At 57.8% G+C, this 21,109-nt stretch carries 19 protein-coding genes, 1 tRNA gene and 1 pseudogene (1 of these 21 running past the window's edge); 17 read left to right on the forward strand and 4 right to left on the reverse strand.

The annotated features are described in order from the left end of the window. Positions 1–5: 5 nt before the first annotated feature. Positions 6–599, forward strand: a complete 594-nt coding sequence (locus tag CVU69_08850; GenBank protein PKN12047.1) for a gliding-motility protein MglA — start codon at positions 6–8, stop codon at positions 597–599. A gap of 100 nt (positions 600–699) precedes the next feature. Here the strand turns inward: CVU69_08850 and CVU69_08855 are convergent, their stop codons facing one another. Both CVU69_08855 and CVU69_08860 read right to left on the reverse strand, forming a co-directional pair. Then, positions 700–2,871 carry a glycerol acyltransferase gene (locus CVU69_08855; protein ID PKN12048.1) on the reverse strand — a complete coding sequence of 724 codons (2,172 nt, stop codon included), beginning with the start codon at positions 2,869–2,871 and terminating at the stop codon, positions 700–702. A gap of 27 nt (positions 2,872–2,898) precedes the next feature. Next, positions 2,899–3,660, reverse strand: coding sequence for a glycerophosphodiester phosphodiesterase (locus CVU69_08860; protein PKN12049.1), 762 nt, complete (start codon positions 3,658–3,660; stop codon positions 2,899–2,901). Positions 3,661–3,858: 198 nt separating this feature from the next. On the opposite strand from CVU69_08860, the gene CVU69_08865 reads away from it, so the two are divergent. After that, positions 3,859–3,934 (forward strand) — tRNA-Asn (locus tag CVU69_08865). Positions 3,935–4,216: 282 nt separating this feature from the next. On the opposite strand, the gene CVU69_08870 is transcribed toward CVU69_08865, so the two are convergent. Both CVU69_08870 and CVU69_08875 read right to left on the reverse strand, forming a co-directional pair. Next, a complete protein-coding gene (locus CVU69_08870) occupies positions 4,217–5,413 on the reverse strand; it encodes a type II toxin-antitoxin system HipA family toxin (GenBank protein PKN12152.1) in 1,197 nt (398 codons plus the stop codon). 44 nt (positions 5,414–5,457) lie between these two features. Then, a complete protein-coding gene (locus CVU69_08875) occupies positions 5,458–5,760 on the reverse strand; it encodes a hypothetical protein (GenBank protein ID PKN12050.1) in 303 nt (100 codons plus the stop codon). A 208-nt stretch (positions 5,761–5,968) separates the two neighbouring features. On the opposite strand from CVU69_08875, the gene CVU69_08880 reads away from it, so the two are divergent. The 15 genes and pseudogenes from CVU69_08880 to CVU69_08950 all read left to right on the forward strand — a co-directional run. Then, complete coding sequence (locus CVU69_08880; protein PKN12153.1) at positions 5,969–6,883, forward strand: quinolinate synthase; 915 nt, start codon at positions 5,969–5,971, stop codon at positions 6,881–6,883. A gap of 45 nt (positions 6,884–6,928) precedes the next feature. Continuing rightward, positions 6,929–10,444 carry a transcription-repair coupling factor gene (gene mfd / locus CVU69_08885; GenBank protein PKN12051.1) on the forward strand — a complete coding sequence of 1,172 codons (3,516 nt, stop codon included), beginning with the start codon at positions 6,929–6,931 and terminating at the stop codon, positions 10,442–10,444. Positions 10,445–10,486: 42 nt separating this feature from the next. Further along, on the forward strand, positions 10,487–11,425 hold the full coding sequence (locus tag CVU69_08890) for a hypothetical protein (GenBank protein ID PKN12052.1): 939 nt from the start codon (positions 10,487–10,489) through the stop codon (positions 11,423–11,425). Positions 11,426–11,450: 25 nt separating this feature from the next. Beyond that, on the forward strand, positions 11,451–12,362 hold the full coding sequence (locus tag CVU69_08895) for a hypothetical protein (protein PKN12053.1): 912 nt from the start codon (positions 11,451–11,453) through the stop codon (positions 12,360–12,362). Positions 12,363–12,399: 37 nt separating this feature from the next. Continuing rightward, a complete protein-coding gene (locus CVU69_08900) occupies positions 12,400–13,518 on the forward strand; it encodes a ribonuclease D (protein ID PKN12054.1) in 1,119 nt (372 codons plus the stop codon). A gap of 16 nt (positions 13,519–13,534) precedes the next feature. After that, the gene (locus CVU69_08905; protein PKN12055.1) at positions 13,535–13,921 is read left to right on the forward strand and encodes a sirohydrochlorin cobaltochelatase; all 387 of its coding nucleotides are present in this window, start codon (positions 13,535–13,537) and stop codon (positions 13,919–13,921) included. Beyond that, positions 13,921–14,565 (forward strand): precorrin-8X methylmutase, encoded by a 645-nt coding sequence (locus CVU69_08910; GenBank protein PKN12056.1) that lies wholly within the window; start codon positions 13,921–13,923, stop codon positions 14,563–14,565. Before CVU69_08905 ends, CVU69_08910 begins: the two co-directional genes overlap by 1 nt. Positions 14,566–14,569: 4 nt before the next feature. Continuing rightward, complete coding sequence (gene cbiD, locus CVU69_08915) at positions 14,570–15,667, forward strand: cobalamin biosynthesis protein CbiD (protein PKN12057.1); 1,098 nt, start codon at positions 14,570–14,572, stop codon at positions 15,665–15,667. 6 nt (positions 15,668–15,673) lie between these two features. Then, a complete protein-coding gene (locus CVU69_08920) occupies positions 15,674–17,068 on the forward strand; it encodes a hypothetical protein (GenBank protein ID PKN12058.1) in 1,395 nt (464 codons plus the stop codon). After that, positions 17,065–17,592, forward strand: a complete 528-nt coding sequence (locus CVU69_08925; GenBank protein PKN12059.1) for a hypothetical protein — start codon at positions 17,065–17,067, stop codon at positions 17,590–17,592. Before CVU69_08920 ends, CVU69_08925 begins: the two co-directional genes overlap by 4 nt. Further along, positions 17,592–18,443 carry a type II secretion system protein GspN gene (gene gspN / locus CVU69_08930; protein ID PKN12060.1) on the forward strand — a complete coding sequence of 284 codons (852 nt, stop codon included), beginning with the start codon at positions 17,592–17,594 and terminating at the stop codon, positions 18,441–18,443. Before CVU69_08925 ends, gspN begins: the two co-directional genes overlap by 1 nt. A 321-nt stretch (positions 18,444–18,764) precedes the next feature. Continuing rightward, entirely contained in the window at positions 18,765–18,968 is a 204-nt protein-coding gene (locus CVU69_08935; GenBank protein ID PKN12061.1) for a hypothetical protein, read from the forward strand. A gap of 165 nt (positions 18,969–19,133) precedes the next feature. Next, a complete protein-coding gene (locus CVU69_08940) occupies positions 19,134–20,126 on the forward strand; it encodes a C4-dicarboxylate ABC transporter (protein ID PKN12062.1) in 993 nt (330 codons plus the stop codon). An 84-nt stretch (positions 20,127–20,210) separates the two neighbouring features. Further along, a complete protein-coding gene (locus tag CVU69_08945; protein PKN12154.1) occupies positions 20,211–20,882 on the forward strand; it encodes a TRAP transporter permease DctQ in 672 nt (223 codons plus the stop codon). Next, a pseudogene (locus tag CVU69_08950) lies at positions 20,879–21,109 on the forward strand (C4-dicarboxylate ABC transporter permease); it runs 894 nt beyond the window's last position. Before CVU69_08945 ends, CVU69_08950 begins: the two are co-directional and overlap by 4 nt.

Consider the following 21,109-nt stretch of genomic DNA (forward strand, 5'->3'; position numbering starts at 1 on the left):
TTCTTATGTCCTTTATCAACTATGCTTCCCGGGAAATTAACTGCAAGATTGTCTATTACGGCCCCGGGCTGTGCGGCAAGACGACGAATTTGCAGCACGTCTATCAGAAGACCGCGCCGGATGCCAAAGGGAAGATGATCTCCCTGGCAACCGAGACCGAGCGCACCCTCTTCTTCGATTTTTTGCCGTTGGCCCTCGGTGAGATTCGCGGCTTCAAGACCCGTTTCCATCTTTACACCGTCCCCGGTCAGGTCTTTTACGATGCGTCGCGCAAACTGATTCTCAAGGGGGTTGACGGTGTCGTCTTTGTCGCTGATTCGCAGGAAGAGCGGTTCGACGCCAATATCGAGAGCCTTGACAATCTGCGTATCAATCTTGAAGAACAGGGCTACGATCTCGACAAGATCCCTTTTGTCGTCCAGTACAATAAGTGTGATCTGCCGAATGTCACCCCCCTCGAAGAGTTGCGCGCGCTCCTTAATCCCCGTGGCGTGCCGGAATTTCAGGCCTGCGCAACAACCGGCGAAGGGGTCTTTGAAACGCTCAAAGCCGTCGCCAAATTGATTCTCGTCGAACTCCGACAAGGAACCGGCGGTTGATATCGGGATATTTTGCTATTTCCTGCCTATTCTTTTAATGATAAAAAAGGCCGCAAGTCATCAGACTTGCGGCCTTTTCCCTGCCCGGTTTCCCCGCCCGCTAGTTCTTTGTCTCGTTTGATTTCAACACCCGCTCGATAAAGGCGGCAATCGCACTATGGACCTGCTCTGCCCCGGGACCCGAGAGGATGCCGTGACGATTCAGGTCAACGAGGAGATACTCCTTCTCTTTGGCTCCAAGCTTTTCAAAGAGGCGCTTTGATCCGTCCGGCGTCACCACCGGGTCCCCTTTTGCCTGGACAATCAAGGTCGGTACGGTAATCATCGGCAGTTTGGCCGCGAGCGCTTTCATGACATTCTCCATGGCAATCAGACTGACGATCGGCAGGCGGTGATAGTTGATCTCGGGATGTTCCGGGAAGATCTCGGCATACTCTTTTTTCCCCCTCTCCCGTTTCAATACATCCATCAAACGATTCCAGGCGGCGATCGTCGGCGCAAATCTTGACGACAGATCTTGCAGTTGCATCGGCGGGGAGACGGCAAAGACTCCAATAACCTGAGGAATGCGGGCCGCGCAGTCGAGGGCCAAGCCACCGCCGAAGGAGAAACCGCCGACGATGACCTTGTCGCAGAGGGTGCTTAAGGCAGCATAACCGACGTCGACGGAGTTCTGCCAGTCGCTTCCTTTTCGACGGGCCAGGTCGGCCGGAGAGGTTCCATGCCCTTTGACCCTGAGGACGTAGACCCACCATCCGCGTTGCTGCAGGTAGCTGGCAAGCTCGATCATTTCGCGGGGCGCGGCCAAAAAGCCGTGGACGAGAACGATTCCGAGTTTACGGGAAGAACCGCGCAGCAGAACCGGTCTCCCCACCTCCTCCTTCCTGGATTCACCTCTCTGGAAAAAACTCTGATAATCGACCTCAAACTCCTGCTCCGCCCCTTTGATAATCTCTTTTGCTACCAGGTAACGCACGGCCAGCGGCGGTAGATAGGCATAAAAGCGGATCCTCTTTTGCAGTTTGCTCAACGGTAAGACTTCGTTGGCGAGGACGCCGATGGGGTTGTCAATGCGGGCGCGATTGAGGGCCAGGGGTGAAGAGAATTTCGTCGGATCCTTGACCAGGTAGACCCCTTCCTGGCGCAAAACCCCGGTCTCCAGGGCCAGGGCGAGAAATTCATGGTATTTGTTAAAACGGTCGTCGGTCAAGAGGGCTAACTGCCCTTCTTCCAGACTGTGGTGCTGGTGCAGGCCGAGAGCTGTCAGGTCGTTGCTCAGGAGAAAGATTCGCCGGCGAAAATCGACGGGAGTCATTTTGTTGAAGGGGAAAGTGCGCAGCAGGGAGGCGAAGAGATGATCGTGATTCACCGTCGTCATCATGTAAATCGCATCCATATAGCTCTGCATCACGCGTAACGCTTCTTTGCGCATGGCATGCAGGGAAGGGAGGCGATCTTCAAAATCGATGCGCTGCACGGAATTAATATCGTTCATGATCTCGGTACAGTCCAAGCAATCCCCGACCGCCAAAGGTGCGCCGAAGCGAATATCGATATCAACCCCTTCGAGCAGCATCGCCCCCTCGATCAAGAGTTCTTCGTGAAAGCGTTCCGGTAAATCCCCGAGGTAGCGTTCAGCGAGGCGGCTGAGGGCGTTCTCCTTGGCGCGGAGAGGGTAATATGTGATGTTGACCGGAATGATTTGAGTGGGAGTTGTCAAAACTTCCGTTGACGAGACGATGCCGAAGAGAGCCCTTAAGCGCGCCGCCTCGGCCGGGAAGTCATTAGCGAGAGTCAGCAACCTTTTCCGGTAGAATTCCGTGCGCAGAGCTAGAGTGGCGGCGCCGGTGTGGGGCGGCTTCCGTCCGCCGGCGCAGGAGATGGCATAGCGCGCCTGTTCAAGGATCAATTTGTCCTTGACCATGCATCCTTCCGGAAAGATGATCCAGTTGGCTTCACCGGTTAACAGACTCTTGACCATCAAGCGATCACGATCCGGGGCTTTGGTCGAGACTGCGCCAAGGGCGTCGAGGAGATTGCCAAAGGTGCCGCGAAACATTGCTGCATCTGCCAAAGACCAGACCGGCCGCTGGGTCAGGGAGTAGATATGAAAAGGGAGAAGGAGGGTCTCGATGCGGGTGAAGTGATTGATAACAAAAATGGTCGGAGCGGCGGAAAGGTTCTCGCGGCCATGCATATTAATGCGCACGCGGGAAAGGTTTTCGAGGAGCGCGATGGCTCGACCGGAAGTCAGATAGGCACGACGGTTCATGAGCAATCCTCTCCGGCAAGCGGCGTATCAAATCGATTCAGCAAAGAGTTCCTGTCGCAGAAAACCCGGCCGGTTCGACATCAGGGAGTCGACTCCCAGCGTTTGATAATGACGGGCGTCGGCTAAAAAATCAACCGTCCAGATGTGCAACTCCATGCTGGTTGCGCGCAGGCCGTCGACAAACGCGTTATCAATGAGGGGACAGACTTGAGAGGAGAGACCGTTGGCGCCGCAGTCCGCGAGAATTTCCAGAATTTTCCGGGGTTGCGGGCGCCACCCGCCGACCAGTCCGGTGCGGTGATATTCGACATTGAGACAAGACTTGATCTTCGGAAAAGCTCCTTTGAGAGCTGCCAGCAGTGTCGGGTCAAAAGAGAGAAAGCAGAGTTGCTCCGTGGCAATGACAGTCGTGGTCAAGTGTTTGCGTAATGGCGGGATAATCTCGGCGCCACATTTGATTTCGATAAAGAACTTCTTGCCGGCCGGCAAGATCGTCAGCACCTCGGCAAGGGTCGGAATCCTTTCCCCATGCCATTGCGGACCTTTCCACCCCCCGAAATCGAGAAGGCGTAATTCGGCCAGGGAGCGGGTCGTAACGCGCAGATTACGATCGGCGGTGCGACCGGTCAACGCGTCATGGATGCAGACAATCTCGCCATCGCCGCTCAGGCGAAAATCGGCTTCGATACCGTCAGCTCCCTGGGCAAAAGCCAGGCGAAAGGCGGCCAGAGTATTTTCCGGCGCATCGAAGGACGCGCCGCGGTGCGCGATGATCAAGGGTACTGGCATTTAACCTCCCTGGCAGCATGCGCCCGCCCGTTTTTGCTGGATGGCGATGCAGATTCCTTCTTGACAACATTTTATCCCCGTTGTATAAGATTTCCCGTCCCGACGCCAGTGAGATTTTCAGGGAAGACGTTTCCCGGTTGCCCGCCGATGACAAGGCAACAACTCAAGAAATCGACCAGCACGAGACACAACTACCGTTCCCTGATAGCTCAGTCGGTAGAGCAGGCGACTGTTAATCGCCTTGTCGCAAGTTCGAGTCTTGCTCGGGGAGCCAAACTAATCAAAGGCCGTCTTCTTAACTGGAGGCGGTCTTTTTTGTTATTTGATTAATCAAAACGAAAAAACGAGATAAAACAAGTCGTTAAATAGGTCAATTTGGGGTGCCGATGATGAACTAAATTTTAATGAAGGGCGAAGATTGCTTCTGTATGTTTCTTTTGGCTGTGGCTGGCACGTGATCCTTGAAAAGCAATCTGTATGTTGCTTTTTGATAATTGTTTGGAGGTTAGATTTTTGACAAGTTGCTTGTAAGCTATTGAATATACGATTGTTTGCTTTATGAAAATGTTGAAGTAAACTTTTCTGCCAATTTTATTGGAATTCCATTGCGATCGGCAAACTCGCTCCACTTATTCACTGCCACCCTGACACGATCTACGCACTCAGTTATCGTTGCGTTGGAAAGTCCAATAGCGAGTCCAACATTTTGAATATCCTTCAGCCCCGGATTTTTTCCCTCACCTGCAATGTCAAGAGTGTGTTCCCCGCCAGGACCATCAGAAAACGTGACATCATAAGCTGGAGATAGCCGCCATTCTCCGTTGTTGTCCATTAGAAACCCGTGGTTTTTGGTATGGTCGTCTCTGTTGTGAGCATACACATTGAAAACCATCCTTAAGAACATCTGTTCAACATCGAGCTGGTGTCTGGTCAGGGCCTGCGTTGCCTTTAAGAGTTCTTCGTAGCCAATACTGGGCAATCTGAAATCAGCGTGGAGCAAGCCACAGGCCGTATGCATATGGATACGGCGATTTCCCTCGCGATCGAACCTTTTCACCGCAAAGTATCCTGGTCCCTGATTCGAGGGGAGGACTTTGCTCTCGGGCATCACCACACCTGCTGCTCGCGCCATATCAGCATAGGCCTGCTCTATGAGTCCAGATTCGGGAAGATCAAACTGAGAGCCAAATTTAACCAGCCAATGCTCATAGCGGTCTGGCAAATTATCTTTTCCATGCACAATGGATGAACCGTCCCGGGCGAGGCCAATAAGCGCCTTGGGCCTGGCTCCTTGAGGTGAGCCGCCTACTTGCAAAAGATAATCAAACACAGCTTCGGGACTGTCTTCCAAGACAACTCGGGCAGCCGCCGCAACTTCATCAAGATCGATCCATTGCGGGGAATCACTTTTTGTTAATTCCACATGCTCCGGACGGTAAAGCAACGCCCCCATCCCTTTGGAGCCAATCCATGCCAACCTGTCTAGAGGGGTGAGTTGATTCGGACGTATTCCTATATCACGGAGTTTGCGATCCATGAGAAGGCGTCCCCATCCATCAGGAAGACTGTCATTGAAGACGCCGTGGAGTCCTTCAAAGATTCTTTCCGGACCCTTGATAATGCTTGACCCAAGAGGTGGTCGGAGCTTGAAGGGGGAGATGTTGAGTTTGTCGACAGGAAACCCGGGATCGTACTCAAAAATGATCTCTCGGCCAATGTATGCCAACCGCCCGACAGGTCGGGGTTCACCCATATCCAGAACAACAGTTAACAGATTGATCGGCTTGAATTTGCTGCTCACGATTTTCGACCTCGTTGTCGCTGTGTGTTTTTAGCCTGTTCAAGCAATGCGTCGAGAGAGGCTTTTTGCTGCGGCAAAAATAGTGCAGCAATTTCATCTTCCATGCGCAATGCAAAGGTGAGCTGAACGAGGCCTTTGAAAGAAATTTCTCCTGTCCGTTCAAACCGTTTCAGGCTCCCCAGGCTTATACCTGCACGCAGAGAGAGACTTAGTTGTGTCAAATTGGCAGAGAGTCGCGCTTCCTTCAGTCTCTTGGCAATCCTCAACTGTATATCTTTAGTGGATAATATATTAACCATAAAATCTCCAAAAGTTTATAAAGGATAATATACTACCCTGTATATGTCAATTTCCTGCCACAAAAATGAATCACACCAGATCATTTGAGGGTTGCGCGCCACTTAATGTGGGGCGATTCTCATCAAAGCGCCTGCCCTGGTCCTGGAAATTGACTTGCCGGTGTTTTTGCCCTAACATATGGCACTTTTCTTTGATGGGAATGGAACGATGATAGAGAACGAACTGAAAGAAAAAATCCGCGCGCTGGCGATTGAGCGCGATGCCCTGATTCTGGCCCATAACTACCAACGCGACGAAATTCAGGAGATCGCTGATATCACCGGCGACTCCCTTGGCCTGTCCCAGGAAGCGGCCCGGACCGAACGCCAGGTGATCGTTTTCTGCGGCGTCCACTTCATGGCGGAGAGCGCTGCCATCCTCGCCCCGCAAAAGCAGGTGCTTATCCCGAGAGCCGATGCCGGCTGCCCGATGGCCGACATGGTCGATGCCGAAGGGATCAAAGAGATGCGCCGCCGCCATCCCGGCGCCGTTGTCGTCACTTATGTCAATTCGAGCGCGGCGGTGAAAGCGGAGAGCGATATCTGCTGCACCAGCGCCAATGCGGTACGGGTGGTCAATTCTCTGGTTGAGCCCGAAGTCATCCTTATCCCCGACCGCAACCTCGGTCGCTACATTGCCGACCGGACCAGCAAGATCTGTCACATCTGGGATGGCTACTGCCCGACCCACGAGCGCCTCGACGTCAAGGAGGTTCTCACCGCCAAGGCGGCGCACCCGGAAGCCCTTTTTCTTGCCCACCCCGAATGTCCGCCGGCGATCCTTGCTCTTGCCGATCACATCTGTTCGACGAGTGGCATGTACGAATATGTTCAGGGGCGCAGCGAAGGGACCTTCATCATCGGCACCGAAGCCGGCATCCTTTACCGTTTGCGTCGGGAGAATCCGGGGAAGACCTTTATCCTTGCCGGCCACCGCCTGATCTGCCCGAATATGAAACTGACCTCCCTCGAAGATCTCTATCAGTCTTTGGTCGCCATGAATCCGATTATTACTGTGGACGCCGATATTGCCGCCCGTGCCCGCATTACCCTCGACCGGATGCTCGCTGTGCCCCGGGATTAGAACTCTGCTCCGGGCCGCCGTCCCGCTCCGGCAGATCTGTACACCATGACTGACAAAAACAATACCCCGCACGAAATCGCTCACGCCACCGTCCAGACGATCACCAACCAGCTTTGTGCCGGCCTGAAACACGGGGAGGTCCTCGGTCTCACCGGTTCGGCCGGTGCCCATCTTGTCGCCGGTCTCCTCCGCCGTGAGACCGCCCCTCTGCTGATCATCGCCGCCGAGACCGCTGTCGCTGAACGCTTTGCCGCGGATCTGCTCTTCTACTGTGGTGACGAACGGAACATTGCCCTTCTCCCGCCCTGGGATATCCGTCCCTACGACCCGCTTATCCCTCACCCTGAGACCGAAGCAAGCCGTCTTGCCACCCTCGCCGGCCTGCTCGAAAAGCGCGTCGATGCGGTGGTGACGACGGTGCGGGCCCTGGCGCAGCGCCTCATCCCCAAAGAGGTGCTGTCCTCCCTTTGTACCCGGCTGATCGTCGAAGATGAATATGAGCGGGGTCCACTCCTCGAAAAGCTTCTCGGCCTCGGTTATCAGCCGACGCCGCTGGTCGAGGATCGCGGCACCTTCTCAGTGCGCGGCGATCTCCTCGACATCTTTCTGCCGACCCGCGACGCGCCGGTGCGCATCGAATTCTTCGGCGATTATATCGAACGGATGCGCCCCTTCGACCCGACGTCGCAGCGTTCCAGCGATGAGGAATTGGGGGAGCTGGAGCTGCTGCCGACCCGGGAGATGATCCTTGCCGGTCCGCATCTGGAGACCTTTGCGCGGCGCATCAAGGAGCGCTGCGACGAGCTCGATCTGCCGCGCAGCGTCCGCGCAGCCCTTCTTGAAGAGGTGCGGGAAGGGATCCTGGCCCCCGGTCACGCTTTCCTTCTCCCCTTTAACTACGATTGTCTCGACACCCTCTTCGACTATCTGCCGGCGGGACGGACCATCGTCCTCGACCCGCCGCAGGTGGAGAGCGATCTCGATGCTTTCTGCGCCGAAGCCCGCGAAGGCGAGGCGCGTCTTGCCGCCAAGGGGGGGGAGCCCTTTGCCCTGGTTCCCCAACTCTTCCTGTCGGTCGCTGAAGTTGATGCGGCACTTCAAGGTCGTCCCCGCCTCGATCTCGCCCAACTCCAAGTCTACCGCATCGATGAAAAGCGCCATGTCTTCCGTATCGAAGGGCAGGGGAATGGCGATCTCCGTGATGAAATGCGCGCTGAAGGGGCGGGGATGGCAGCGCTCGCCGCCCGCCTCAAGGAGTGGCAGCGCGAGGGGTGGCGGACGCTCCTGGTTTGTCATCAGCGCGGCCAGGCCGAGCGTCTCTGTGATCTCCTTACCCCTTACGGCCGGCCGCCGGAGATCTTTCCGGAAGTCCGTCTCAAAGATTTCAAGGCTGGCGAACTCTTTCTTTGCCTCGGTGACCTCTCCGCCGGTTTTCGTCTCGCCGATGAAAAGATTGCCGTCGTCACCGAAGAAGAGATCTTCGGCCAGCGCGCCCATCGCCGCGGTCTCGCGTCCGCCAAGGCGCGTGCCCTCCTTGACTCCCTGGCCGAGCTCAAAATCGGCGACTATGTTGTCCATACCGATCACGGCATCGCCGTTTACCGTGGCCTCCTCCACCTCCAGGCAGGCGCGATTGAGGGGGATTTCCTCCATCTCGAATATTCCGGCGACGACAAACTTTACGTGCCGGTCGAGCGCATCGAGAAGGTGCAGAAGTACCTTGGCGGTGAAGGGCACATCCCCCGTCTCGACAAGATGGGGGGCAGCGCCTGGGAAAAGGCGAAAGTCAAGGCCCGCGCTGCTGTCGAGGAGCTCGCCCGCGAACTCCTCAAGATCTACGCCCGCCGCGAGATGCACGCCGGTTTCACTTATACGCCGCCGGATCGCACTTTCCGCGAATTCGAGGCGACCTTTCCGCACGAAGAGACCGCTGATCAGCTTGCCGCCATCAGCGATGTCCTCAGCGACATGCAGTCAGGGCGGCCGATGGATCGTCTCGTCTGCGGCGATGTCGGTTTCGGCAAGACCGAAGTGGCGATTCGTGCCGCCTTCAAGGCGGCGATGGACGGCCGCCAGGTGGCAGTCCTGGTGCCGACGACGATCCTTGCCAGCCAGCACTATGAAACCTTCAAGGCGCGTTTCAAGGATTATCCAATCAATGTCGAGATGGTATCGCGCTTTCGCACGGCGGCCGAGCAGAAAGCGATCCTCGCCGCCACTGCCAGCGGAAAGATTGATGTCCTCATCGGCACCCACCGCCTGCTGCAGCGTGATGTCCACTTCAAGGATCTCGGCATGGTCATTGTCGACGAAGAGCAGCGCTTCGGGGTGGTGCACAAAGAACGGCTGAAGAAGATGCGCGCCGAGGTCGATCTTCTCACCCTCACTGCCACTCCCATCCCCCGAACCTTGCATATGAGCATGATGGGGCTGCGTGATCTCTCGGTCATCGACACCGCCCCGGTCGATCGCCTCACCATCCGCACTTATGTCACCAAGTTCGATGAAGCGGTGATCCGCGAAGCGATTCTGCGCGAACTGCGTCGCGGCGGCCAGGTCTTCTTTGTTCATAACCGCGTGCAGAATATCGAGGCGATGGCCGAATTCCTCCGGACTCTGGTCCCCGAGGCGAAAGTGGCCGTTGGCCACGGGCAGATGGCAGAGAAGGCGCTGGAAGGAGTCATGCTCGACTTTATGGCCGGCAACAGCAATGTTCTGGTCTGCTCAACGATCATCGAAAACGGCCTCGACATCCCCCGCGCCAATACCATCATTGTCAACCGCGCCGACTGTTTCGGCCTTGCCCAGCTTTACCAGCTGCGCGGCCGGGTCGGGCGCTCCGACCGCCGTGCCTACGCTTATCTCCTTATCCCCGGCGAAGGAATCCTCACCCGCGAAGCACGGGAGCGGCTGCGCGTTCTGCAGGAGTTGACCGAACTCGGCGCCGGCTTCCGCATTGCCAGCCACGACCTCGAGCTGCGCGGCGCCGGCGACCTGTTGGGCGCCAATCAATCCGGGCAGATTGCCGCCATCGGTTTCGAGATGTACGGTGAGCTGCTGGAAGAGACGATCCTCGAGCTGAAAGGGCAGGCGCACGCAGAGAAGATCGACCCTGAAATCCGTCTTGGTCTCTCCGCCTTCTTCCCCGAGAAGTTCATCCCGGATCCGAATCAGCGACTTGTCCTTTACAAGCGGCTGGCCAGCGCTCCGGACGCTGAGACGATCTATGCAATTGCCGATGAATTGCGGGACCGCTACGGTGACCTCCCCGAAGCCGCAGAGCGTCTCCTGGCGATCATGAAGTTACGGGTCCTCCTCAAAGAGTTATGGATCGAAAGCGCCGAATACGACGGCCGTCGCCTCCTTTTCGCCTTCCACCAATCCACGCCGGTCCCCCCGGAAACGATTCTCACGCTGATTCAGGATAAAAGCGGGCTGTATCAATTCTCCCCAGATTACCGGTTGACGATCAAATGCGGTAAACTTGAAGGAGAAGAGCTCCTGGCCCGGATAAAAAAGGAATTGCACGGGCTGGGTGAGCGTGTTAGTTATGCCCATTAACTGTTACCCCTCTTTCTCCCTGAAAAGGACGCTTTCTTTCCCATGACATGTCGTAAGGTCATTATCCTTTCCTGTCTCCTTCTCCTCCTCGGCTCAGTCGCCGCCTGCACGGAGAAAGCGGCTCCTCCCGTCGACATTCTTGTCAAAATCGACAATCGCACCGTCACCTTGCAGGATTTCCGTCGCGACTTCGAGCAGATCCTCCCCAAAGAGCAGCAAAGCAGCGCCGCTGAACGGGATGAATTGCAACGCTCTTTCCTCGCCCAGATCATCGACCGAGAACTCGCCCTTGCCGCGGCTGAAAAGTTCGGCGTTCAGGTCTCCCCCGCCGAAGTTGACGCTGCTCTTGCCGAACTCCAGCGTGACTATCCGGATGGCGAGTTCGAGGCAAATTTGCAGGAAGGAAAGATGAGCCTTGCCGACTGGAAGCGTGAGCTCCAGGATCGCCTGCTTATCGAGAAACTGGAGAAAAAAGTGGTCGGCGACCAAGAGAAGGTCAACGACGCGGCGATTGCTGCTTATTATCGTGCCAATCGCGATGAGTTCGACCGCCCGGCACAGGTGCGGGCCCGGCAGATCGTCGTTGCCAGCGAAGCCGATGGAGAAAAGATCCTGGCCCTGTTGAAAGCGTCGGTCCCTTTTGCGCAGGTGGCGAAGGAGTATTCCCTTTCCCCCGATGCCGAAGCGGGAGGGGATCTCGGTTTCTTTGCCCGTGGCGAAATGCCGGCGGAGTTTGATGCTGTCGTCTTTACCCTGCCGGTCGGCCGTCTCAGCCCTTTGATCAAGAGTGAATACGGCTATCACATTTTTCTCGTCGAAGAGCGCCGCGCTGCCGGTAAGCTCTCCCCTGCGCAGGCCCATGAAGAGATCCGCGCGACTTTGCAGGCGGAGCTCGAAGAGCGCCTTTACCAGCAATGGCTTGATGAATTGCGGGCCAAGGCAAAGATAGAGGTCAACTGGGCACTCCTCGACCAGCGTTAATCCTTCCCGGATAAAGGTATTGAACATGCGTAAAGAATGGCTCCTGTTACTTCTTTGTCTTCTCCTCCCCGTGTACGCCTTTGCCCTTGAATTAAACCGGGTGGTTGCGGTGATCAACAACGATGCCGTTACCAGCATCCAGCTCGATAAGGCTCTGGCCGCGGCCGAGCCCGGAACGACGCCGGCCATTGATGAGCGCCGCCAGGTTCTCGAGCGTTTGATCGAAGAGAGCCTGATGCGGCAACGCGCTGAAGAGATCGGTTTGACGGTCAGCGATGACGAGGTCGAAGCGGCGGTGCAGGATGTTCTCCGCCAGAACCGTCTCACCAAAGAACAGCTCGATGTTGCTCTGGCTCAGCAAGGGATTACTCCGGACGATTACCGGCAGAGCCTGCGTCGGCAGATTCTGCGTTTCAAGCTGGTCGGGCGAGAGGTGCAGGGCTTGATCGAAGTTTCCAGTCGTGAGATTCAGGATTATTATGCCGCTAACAGTACCGCCTACCGCGAAGCCGCAAGCATCACGCTGCGGCATATCAGTTTTCCTTTGGCCGGGCAGGACGCGCAAGTGCAGAAAGAACGGGGCGATGCCGCCCTTGCAGCCCTGCGCGCCGGTACAGATTTTGCCACCGTTCTGGAGACAGCCCGGCAGGACGGGGCGGATGGTGGTGACATGGGGGAACTTTATCTTGAAGATCTCACCCCGGCTTTTGCCGCCGCGGTCAGGGATCTGCCGGTTGGGGAGAGCAGTGAGCTGATTGCCAACGAACAGGCACTGCATCTCCTGATCGTCACGGCGCGCACCCCCGCCAAGGTTCGCACCCTCGACGAGGTGCGCGAAGAGATTCGCAACCAGCTCGCCGAACAGAAGCGCTCCACCGCCGCCAAGGATTGGCTGGAGGGTTTGAAGAAGAGAGCACACATTGAGATGAAACTGTAAATTTTTCCGCCCGTCCTTCCCCTCTCCCGGAGATTTCATGTCTTTCCCGATTCTCACCAGCAGCGCCGAGATCGCCGCCTTTGCTGCCGACTTGCACCGCGAGCCGGTCATTGCCGTCGATCTCGAAGCAGATTCGATGCACTCTTATCAGGAGAAGGTCTGTCTCCTGCAATTTACGACGCCGAGTACAACTCTCCTTATCGACCCCTTGGCCGGCGGCGATCTTTCCCCTTTGGGCCCGATCCTCGCCAACCCGGCGATCCGAAAAATCTTTCATGCCGCCGATTACGATACCCGCTGCCTGCACCGCGATTACGGCTTCACCATCCGCGGCCTCTTTGACACCATGGTCTCCTGCCAGTTCCTCGGCGAAGAGAAGTTCGGACTCGCTGATGTCCTTGGCAAATATTACGGTGTCACCCTCGACAAACAGTATCAGCGCGCCGACTGGTCGCAGCGGCCCCTGTCGCCGGAGATGATCGCTTATGCCGCCGCCGATACCACTCATCTCCTCCCCCTCGCTGTCCTGCTCGAAGAGCGTTTGCGCGAGCTCGGCCGCCTCGACTGGGTGGCGGAGGAGTTTGAACTCCTCGAACAGGGGCAGTTTGCGCAGCATGGCGGCCCGCTCTTCCTCCGCTTCAAAGGGGCGGCGGCCCTCGATCGCCGCCAGTTGGCGATCCTTGAAGAGCTGCTGCAATGGCGCAATCGCGAAGCCGAGCGCCGCGACAAACCCCCCTTCAAGATCCTTGGCAACGACTTTCTTGTCCTGCTGGTGCGGAATGCCCCGCTCGATATTGCCGCTGTCAGTGCCATTGCCGGCCTGCCGGGTTGGGTGGCCGAACGTTTCGGCAAGAGCTTATTGCCGGTGATTGCCACCGCTTTGGCGCTCCCTGAGGCAGAGTTGCCGCGCTTCCCCCGCACTGAGCGGCGCGAGCGTGATCCTGCCGTTGATCAGCGTCTTGCCATCCTTAAACTCTGGCGCACTGCGATTGCCAAAGAACTGGCGCTGGAGCCGGGGATCCTGATCAATAACGGCCTCCTCGAAGAAATTGCTCGCAAGCCGCCGCGCAGCCTCGCCGAATTGGAGCAGATCGGCATGAAGCGCTGGCAGCGTCATGTCCTCGGCGCCGGGATTGTCGCCGCCTTAAAAGGCTGATTTTAGGAGAATCACGATGAAAAAGACCGCTATTCTTCTGATGGCACACGGCAGCCGCATTGCCGAAGCCAACAATGCTGCTTATGAAATCGCCGAAATGATCCGGGGCGCCAGTACCTTCGAGATCGTCGAGGTCGCATTTCGCGAAATGCACCCCCCGGATATCCAGAGTGCCATCGATCGCTGCGTTACCCAGGGGGCTGAGCGTATCCTCCTCATGCCCTACTTCCTCTTTGTCGGCGCCCATGTGCGGGAAGACCTCCCCGCCGAGATGACCCTGGCGCAGCAGCGCTATCCGCAGGTCGAATTTGCCATGGGGAATCATCTCGGTGCTCATCGCAAGCTCGCCGAGATCGTCATCGAGCGGATTGCCGAAGGGCTGACCGTTAACGGGTGGCAGTGATGACGGTGCATCTGCGTCCGGAAGAGATCGAAGCGGAATCGTTTCGCATTATCGAGGCTGAGGCCGGTGCGCATGGCTGGTCAGCAGCGGAATGGACGATCGTCCGCCGCGCCGTTCATACCAGCGCTGATTTCGATTATGTGCGCGACCTGGTCATTGCCCCAACGGCGCTGGACCGGGGGCTCGCCGCCCTGCGCCGCGGCCGGACAATTATCACTGATACGCGCATGGCTATGGCCGGGATTACCGCGGCGCGGCTCGACCCTCTTGGCATTGAAGTGCGCTGTCTGGTCGATGATCCTGTCGTTGCCAAGAGTGCCAAGCGCCTCGGTGTCACCCGTTCCTTGCTGGCGATGCGGACGGCGGTACAAGCCGAAGATGCCGGTATTTTCGTCATCGGTAACGCTCCCACCGCCCTCTTTGAACTGCTGCGGCTGATTCGCGAGGAGGGAGTGCGCCCCGACCTCATCGTCGGCCTGCCGGTCGGCTTTGTCGGTGCCGCCGAAAGCAAAGCCGAACTCCTGGCCATGGCAGCGGAATATCAGCTGCCGATGATCACCAACCGGGGCCGCAAGGGAGGCTCGAATGTCGCCGCCGCCGTGCTCAACGCCCTGCTTATTCTCGCGGCTGGCGAGGTGGATTAAGGCTATGGCCAAGGGGGCGCGGCATGGCTACACCACCGGCGCCTGTGCGGCGGCAGCCGCCAAGGGGGCGGCGCTGCTGCTGCAACGGCAAAGACAGGTCGATGTAGTGACGATTGTCCTTCCTGGCGGTGAAGTCGTCCCCTTTGCTTTGCACGGCCAGATCTTTGAGAGCGCACAGGCCAGCTGTTTTGTGGTGAAAGATGCCGGCGACGACCCGGATGTCACCAATGGTTGTGAGGTTTGGGCAAAGGTACAGCGACTTCCCGGTGCAGCAGTGGTTATCACTGGCGGCATCGGCATCGGCCGGGTGACCAAGCCGGGGCTCGCCGTAATCGTCGGCGCCTGGGCGATCAATCCGGTACCGCAGGCGATGATCACCGCCGCGCTGCGCGAAGTCTTCCCCACCGGCGGAGTGCAGGTCGAGATCAGTATCCCTGACGGTGTCGATCGGGCGCAGCGCACCCTCAATGCTCGCCTCGGTATCCTCGGCGGCCTCTCTATTCTTGGCACCACCGGCATTGTCAAGCCGATTTCGCATCAGGCCTGGACCGATACCCTCGATGCGGCCCTTGATGTCGCCTGCGCCTGCGGTCAGCGTACCATCGTCCTCTCGACCGGGCGGACGAGCGAGATGGTGGTACAGCGCGCCCTCGCCAAGGCCGGGATCAGCCTCGGCGAAGAAGCCTTCATCATGATGGGCGATCATGTCGGTTATGCCTTGCGCGCCTGTGCCCGCCGCAACATTGCCACAATCATCCTGGCCGGCCAGTTTGCCAAACTCCTCAAGATCGCCTGCTGTCACGAGCAGACCCATGTCAGCGCTTCCCGGCTCGATCTGCATGCAGTAACCTCCTGGCTGCGGGTGGAGAATTTCCCGACAGCGACGATCAAGCTGGCGGAGCGAGCCAATACCGCCCGCCATCTGTTGGCGGATTGTGGTACTGCCGCCCCGGCTCTCTGCGCGTTGATCTGTGATCGGGCGCAAAAATTTGCTCAATCCTTCGCCCCGGCGACGGAGATACAGGTTTTTCTGGCAGGATATGACGGTGAAGTGCTATATTTTTCCGGTCAGGACCAACTCCAGCCAAGGATAACGGTATAACTTTTTATGACGACACGAGCGATCGGCATCGACTTCGATGGCAGCATCTTGCGGGCGGTTGTTCTGCAGGTAGAGAAGGGGAGTGAACGCCTCCTCCATGCTGCCCGCATTCCCTGGGACGGGAGTGCACCCCTGGCGCCGCTCCTGGCGGGGGCGGGGGTGATTCCGGCTGTTGGTGATCGGGTGACAACAGCGCTGCCGCCAGCCATCGGTTTGACTCGTACCCTGACCTTCCCCTTTAGCGACCGCCGCAAGGTCGCTACCGCTATTCCCCTCGAACTCGCCGCTCTCCTGCCGATCCCCCTTGATAATTGTGTGATCGCCCAGCAGGAAGCGATTGCCCTGGGCAGCGGCGTCAGCGTCGTTGCCGCTGCCGTGCCGGCGATTGCCGTGGCACAGCTGGTCGGTCCCTATGATGCCGCCGGAATCCCCTTGCAGACCGTCGATCTCCTCCCTTTTGCTCTTGCCGCCGGCCTGGCAGCCGAGCTCGGTGATGGGATTGCCCTTTGTCTCAGCCACGGCTGGGGGATGATCCTCCATCTTGTTGCCGGCCGCTTGCACGATTACCGTGTCGTCCCCTTGGCTGCGGATCTCCCTCCGGAAGAACGCTCTGCCGGGTTGCAGCGGGAATTGACGCCGCTGTTGCATGCCAGTCGCAGCACCACCTTGCGCCTCTTTGGTGCCGAGGTCGATGCCGCGCTCCTTTTCGCCCTGCAGAGCGCTTATCCGCAGCTGGCGGTCACGGAGTTACGGCCAGGGCGGGGGGGCGCAACCCTCGCCGGAGAATTCCTCCCGGCCCTCGCTCTCGCCCGCCGTGGGACCTGGAGTTCGGCCAATGGCTTTAACTTTCGGCGTGGCGCCTTTTCCCGGCACGGAGAAAGCACTGCGCTGCGCTCCCGTTTGTTCATTCTCGCCGGGATTGTTGTTGCGGCCGTTCTGATCCTCTCCGCTTCGGCAGGCGTGCGCTGGTGGAGTAAAGCGCAACGGGCGGAAGCGCTCAAGCAGGAGTTGCAAACCCTGTATCGTCAAGCGATCCCCGGCCAAGGGGCGATTGTCGATGTCACGCTGCAACTAAAGGCCCACCTCAATGAACTGACGCGCAGCAGCCGTCCGGGCGGTCAGCATCCCTTGCTGCGTCCGGCCGGGATCATGCGCGAGGTCTCCAATCTGCTGCCGCGGGAGATTCCGGTGACGCTGCGCGACTGGAGTATGACGGCGGAAGAGATCCGCATCGAAGCCCATGCTCCTTCCTTTGAAGCTGCCGACAAGATTGCCGCCGCTCTTGCCGCGTCCCCCCTCTTCAAGGCGGTGCAGGTGACAGATGCCAAGAGTAGCGCGGATAACAGCCGGGTCGATTTTCGTTTGACTCTGACCAGCAAAGCGGCGGAGGAGTTGCCATGATACAGCGTCTCACGCCCCGGGAAAAAATGGCTGTCGGCGTCGCCGGCACTGTCGTCCTTCTGACCATCCTTATCGCCGGGATCATCCTCCCTTACCGCGCGGCCCTGGAGCGTCTCGACCAGCGCATTGTCAGTCGCCAGGGGCAACTCCTGGAAGCCCGCACCCTGATACAGCGCATCAAGACGATGCAGGGGGAGGCCGCTGCGACGCAGCGCAAGTTGAGTGCGGCTCCCGCCGCCCCGCTGGTCGCCACTCTCGAAGGGCTGGTTGCCGAAATTGCCGGCAAGGAAAAACTTCTCGGCATCCGGCCGCAACCGGTGACGGCTCCGTCCGGTTTCCGTCAGGAAAAGGTGGAGATGCAGCTGGAAAAAGTGCGCCTGGAGCAGTTGGTTCAGCTTCTGCACGCCATCGACAGCGCCAAAAGTGTTATGCAGAGTGACAGTCTCAAGATCCGCCCCCGCTTTGAAGATCCCGCCCTCCTCGACGTCACTGTCGTCGTCTCTTCCTTTGTCAAGGCTTCGTGATGCAAAGACTGCGTAATTCTCCCTGGACTCTCTCAGCAGCGGGCTTACTCGTGACCCTTGTCGCTTTCCTGTGTGGCTTCTCCCTCTTCTTTCCGGCCGAGAGTTTGCGGCCGCGGCTGCAAGCGGAAGCGGCAAAACAGGGCCTGCGCCTGACAGTCAAATCCCTGCAAAGCACTTTCCCTCCCGCTCTGAGCGCCAAAGATGTCATTGTCAGTAGCACCGGCATGGAGAGTGGCGAGGTGAAGCTTGAGAGATTGACTCTGGCGCCGGCCTGGTCGCGACTGCTGATCGGGAAGGCGGCCATGACTTACGACGCCGCCCTTCTCGGGGGGCGGATCAAGGGGGTGCTGCAGCGCCCCGGACCTATGATCCTGCAAGGGGCGGGGATTAACTGGCGCGGTGCTCTCCCCGGGCTCAGTGGCGGCACTGTGGTGCTGCAGGGATGTCGGGGCGATCTCAGTGCTTTCTGGCCGGCGCAGGCGGACGATGCCCTCCTCCTTTCTCTCGACTGCGAGCAGGCGAGAATCGAAGGGCTGTTCGGTGCGAAAGAGCCCTTGCTTCTCGGCAGCCTGACCGTCAAGGGGAGCGGCAAAGGGAAGGATCTGCGCCTGACGACCCTGGCGGCCAGCGGCGGTCAGCTCGGTGTCGATGGCAGCGGCACCATCCTTCTCAACGAACCGCTCGGCCGCAGTCTCCTCAATCTCAATCTTGTCCTGCGCGGCAACCCCGGCCTCGATCCGACCCTAGTCGAGCTGTTGGCCGCCTTTATCCCGCCGGCCGTCGATGGCACCTCGCGTCTGCGTTTGACCGGTACCCTGGCGGCCCCGCAACAAAGTAGCGCGAGTCGCTAGAATCATATTGATCCGCTGTTTGAAATTCGCCAAGCCCCAAAAACCCCTATAACCAAAGTTATATCTATAACGTCGTGGATAATTCGCCAAGCCCCAGTTACTGGCGTCCTTTGCCGGTGACTGCGGGGATGGGTATAACTTGCGCCATACCCCTTCTCTTTGGGCGACTAAGCGTCGTCGCCAATTTTCATCTGAGAAATCAACAGATTAATCCCAGTCGCTATTTTCGGCACCGCTCTTGCTAACATCGTTCTATATTCTATGCCGTCAATTTGACGCTGTCCGGCAGCGCCCGACAAATCTCTCAGCAGGGGTAGAACAATGGAATGGATCAGCATTAATGAACAGCTCCCCCGCGAAGAGGAACGCGTACTGCTTTATACCCCCGAGATGGTTTTTGGTGATGATCATGCCTGTGTCGGTACTCGCGCTGCGATCCTGAGCTGTCAGCCCCTCTTCACCCATTGGTTGCCCCTCCCGATCGGGCCCACCGGTTCGGCAAAGCGTCCCTGTTTCCGCGACTGATGGGGGAGAAACAAAAAGGATTCTATTTTTCACTGGACACTTTTTTGCAGATAGTGAATTCTGATAAATACTTGTTACACTGAATAAGGCAACATTCAAGAGCCGCTGACTGCGACTGAAGGCAGTCAAGGTCAGCCCCCCCTCACCCCCCACATGGAGGTTCCTATGAAGTTCAAGTCGTTATTGGTTATGGCACTGGTTCTGGCCTTTGCCGCTCCGGTTCTTGCTGAGCCGATCGTCATCAAGTTCAGCCACGTTGTTGCGGTCGATACCCCGAAAGGGCAGGCGGCGGAATACTTCAAGAAACTGGCAGAAGAGCGGACTAAAGGCGCGGTTAAGATTGAAGTCTATCCGAACAGCCAGCTCTACAAAGACAAGGAAGAGATGGAAGCCCTCCAGCTCGGCGCCGTGCACATGCTCGCCCCCTCGCTCGCCAAGTTTGCTCCTCTCGGTGTCAAGGAATTTGAACTCTTCGACCTGCCCTATATTTTCGACAGTTATGCCGACCTGCATGCCATCACCACCGGTCCGATCGGTAAAAAACTCCTGAACAAGCTTGAGGTAAAGGGCGTTCTTGGTCTGGCTTACTGGGATAACGGCTTCAAAGTGATGAGCGCCAACACGCCCTTGAAGCAGCCGAGCGATTTCAAGGGCTTGAAGATGCGCATCCAGTCCTCGAAGATCCTCGATGCCCAGATGCGCGCGTTAGGTGCTATCCCGCAGGTCATGGCCTTCTCCGAGGTCTATCAGGCGCTGCAGACCGGCGTTGTTGATGGTACCGAGAATCCTCCCTCCAACCTTTACACCCAGAAGATGTATGAAGTGCAGAAGCACGTCACCGTCTCCAACCACGGCTATCTCGGTTATGCGGTCATCGTCAACAAGAAGTTCTGGGACGGCCTGCCGGCCGATATCCGTACGGCTCTTGACAGCGCCATGGTCGATGCCACCAAATTTGCCAACGATATCGCCAAGCAGAAGAACGACGAAGATATGGCTTCGGTCAAGGCTTCCGGGAAATCACAGGTCTATACATTGAGCGCGGCCGAGAAGGCAGAGTGGAAGAAGGTGCTGACCCCGGTGCATGCGCAGATGGCCGACCGCATCGGCGCTGACCTGATTGCAGAAGTACAGAAAGCGACCGGTTTTAACAAGTAAAGAGCATTAATGCCGCTGTATCTCCGTGTACAGCGGCATCTTTTTGTCTATTCTTTGACGCGTTGTGGAGAAAAATAACTCATGATGAAATTTCTTGACCACCTGGAAGAGTGGTTGGTGGCGACGCTGATCGGCGCGGCGACGGTCATTATCTTCCTCTCGGTGGTGCACCGCTACGCCAGCGGCCTCGCCATCCCCGGTGTGCAGGACTGGCTGCTCAGCCTCAATATGAGCTGGACCCAGGAACTCTGCATCTACATGTTCATCTGGATGGCCAAGTTCGGCGCTGCTTATGGCGTGCGCACCGGCATTCATGTCGGCGTCGATGTCTTTATCAACAGCTTGAAGGCTAAGGCCCGCGCCAAGTTCGTCGTCATCGGCCTTTCCGGCGGCGCTCTCTTCACCTTTATCATCGGTTCCCTCGGCGCCATGTTTGTCTGGGAAGTCGGCATGCGCTATGCCGTGGCAACGACCTTCGGTTTTGACTGGCCTGATCTGACCTCCGGCCCGGTCTCCCCGGATCTCGAATGGCCGGTCTGGATCTTCTATTCGGCGATTCCTCTCGGCTCCTATCTTATGTGCTTCCGCTTTTTGCAGGTCATCCGTAATTTCATCCGCACCGGCGAACTGCCGCATCATGACCACGGTCATGTCGACGGCCTTGATGACGAAATCCCCAAGGATGCCACGGAAGCACTGGAAGCGTACGAAGAACACAAATTCGACCATGCAGGCCATCCCGGAGGTAAGTCATGACCGCATTGATCATTTTCGGCCTCCTTGCCCTGCTCATGCTCACCGGCATGCCGATCTCCATCTCCCTCGGCCTGACGGTCCTGACCTTCCTCTTTACCATGACCACCGTACCGATCGAGGCGGTCGCCCTCAAGCTCTTTACCGGGATTGAGAAGTTCGAGATCATGGCGATCCCCTTCTTTATACTCGCCGGCAACTTCCTCACCCACGGCGGCGTTGCCAAGCGG

This window comes from Deltaproteobacteria bacterium HGW-Deltaproteobacteria-4, from assembly GCA_002841765.1.
Taxonomy (GTDB): Bacteria; Desulfobacterota; Desulfuromonadia; order Desulfuromonadales; family UBA2197; genus UBA2197.

Excerpts from the sequence above, each read along its gene's own strand:
- CVU69_08875 (PKN12050.1), bottom strand. The coding sequence starts at position 5,760 with ATGGTTAATATATTATCCACTAAAGATATACAGTTGAGGATTGCCAAG.
- CVU69_08850 (PKN12047.1), top strand. The coding sequence starts at position 6 with ATGTCCTTTATCAACTATGCTTCCCGGGAAATTAACTGCAAGATTGTC.
- CVU69_08940 (PKN12062.1), top strand. The coding sequence starts at position 19,134 with ATGAAGTTCAAGTCGTTATTGGTTATGGCACTGGTTCTGGCCTTTGCC.
- mfd (PKN12051.1), top strand. The coding sequence starts at position 6,929 with ATGACTGACAAAAACAATACCCCGCACGAAATCGCTCACGCCACCGTC.
- CVU69_08855 (PKN12048.1), bottom strand. The coding sequence starts at position 2,871 with ATGAACCGTCGTGCCTATCTGACTTCCGGTCGAGCCATCGCGCTCCTC.
- CVU69_08880 (PKN12153.1), top strand. The coding sequence starts at position 5,969 with ATGATAGAGAACGAACTGAAAGAAAAAATCCGCGCGCTGGCGATTGAG.
- CVU69_08935 (PKN12061.1), top strand. The coding sequence starts at position 18,765 with ATGGAATGGATCAGCATTAATGAACAGCTCCCCCGCGAAGAGGAACGC.
- CVU69_08910 (PKN12056.1), top strand. The coding sequence starts at position 13,921 with ATGACGGTGCATCTGCGTCCGGAAGAGATCGAAGCGGAATCGTTTCGC.
- CVU69_08860 (PKN12049.1), bottom strand. The coding sequence starts at position 3,660 with ATGCCAGTACCCTTGATCATCGCGCACCGCGGCGCGTCCTTCGATGCG.
- CVU69_08905 (PKN12055.1), top strand. The coding sequence starts at position 13,535 with ATGAAAAAGACCGCTATTCTTCTGATGGCACACGGCAGCCGCATTGCC.
- CVU69_08890 (PKN12052.1), top strand. The coding sequence starts at position 10,487 with ATGACATGTCGTAAGGTCATTATCCTTTCCTGTCTCCTTCTCCTCCTC.
- CVU69_08920 (PKN12058.1), top strand. The coding sequence starts at position 15,674 with ATGACGACACGAGCGATCGGCATCGACTTCGATGGCAGCATCTTGCGG.
- CVU69_08870 (PKN12152.1), bottom strand. The coding sequence starts at position 5,413 with ATGGGTGAACCCCGACCTGTCGGGCGGTTGGCATACATTGGCCGAGAG.
- CVU69_08945 (PKN12154.1), top strand. The coding sequence starts at position 20,211 with ATGAAATTTCTTGACCACCTGGAAGAGTGGTTGGTGGCGACGCTGATC.
- gspN (PKN12060.1), top strand. The coding sequence starts at position 17,592 with ATGCAAAGACTGCGTAATTCTCCCTGGACTCTCTCAGCAGCGGGCTTA.
- CVU69_08925 (PKN12059.1), top strand. The coding sequence starts at position 17,065 with ATGATACAGCGTCTCACGCCCCGGGAAAAAATGGCTGTCGGCGTCGCC.
- cbiD (PKN12057.1), top strand. The coding sequence starts at position 14,570 with ATGGCCAAGGGGGCGCGGCATGGCTACACCACCGGCGCCTGTGCGGCG.
- CVU69_08895 (PKN12053.1), top strand. The coding sequence starts at position 11,451 with ATGCGTAAAGAATGGCTCCTGTTACTTCTTTGTCTTCTCCTCCCCGTG.
- CVU69_08900 (PKN12054.1), top strand. The coding sequence starts at position 12,400 with ATGTCTTTCCCGATTCTCACCAGCAGCGCCGAGATCGCCGCCTTTGCT.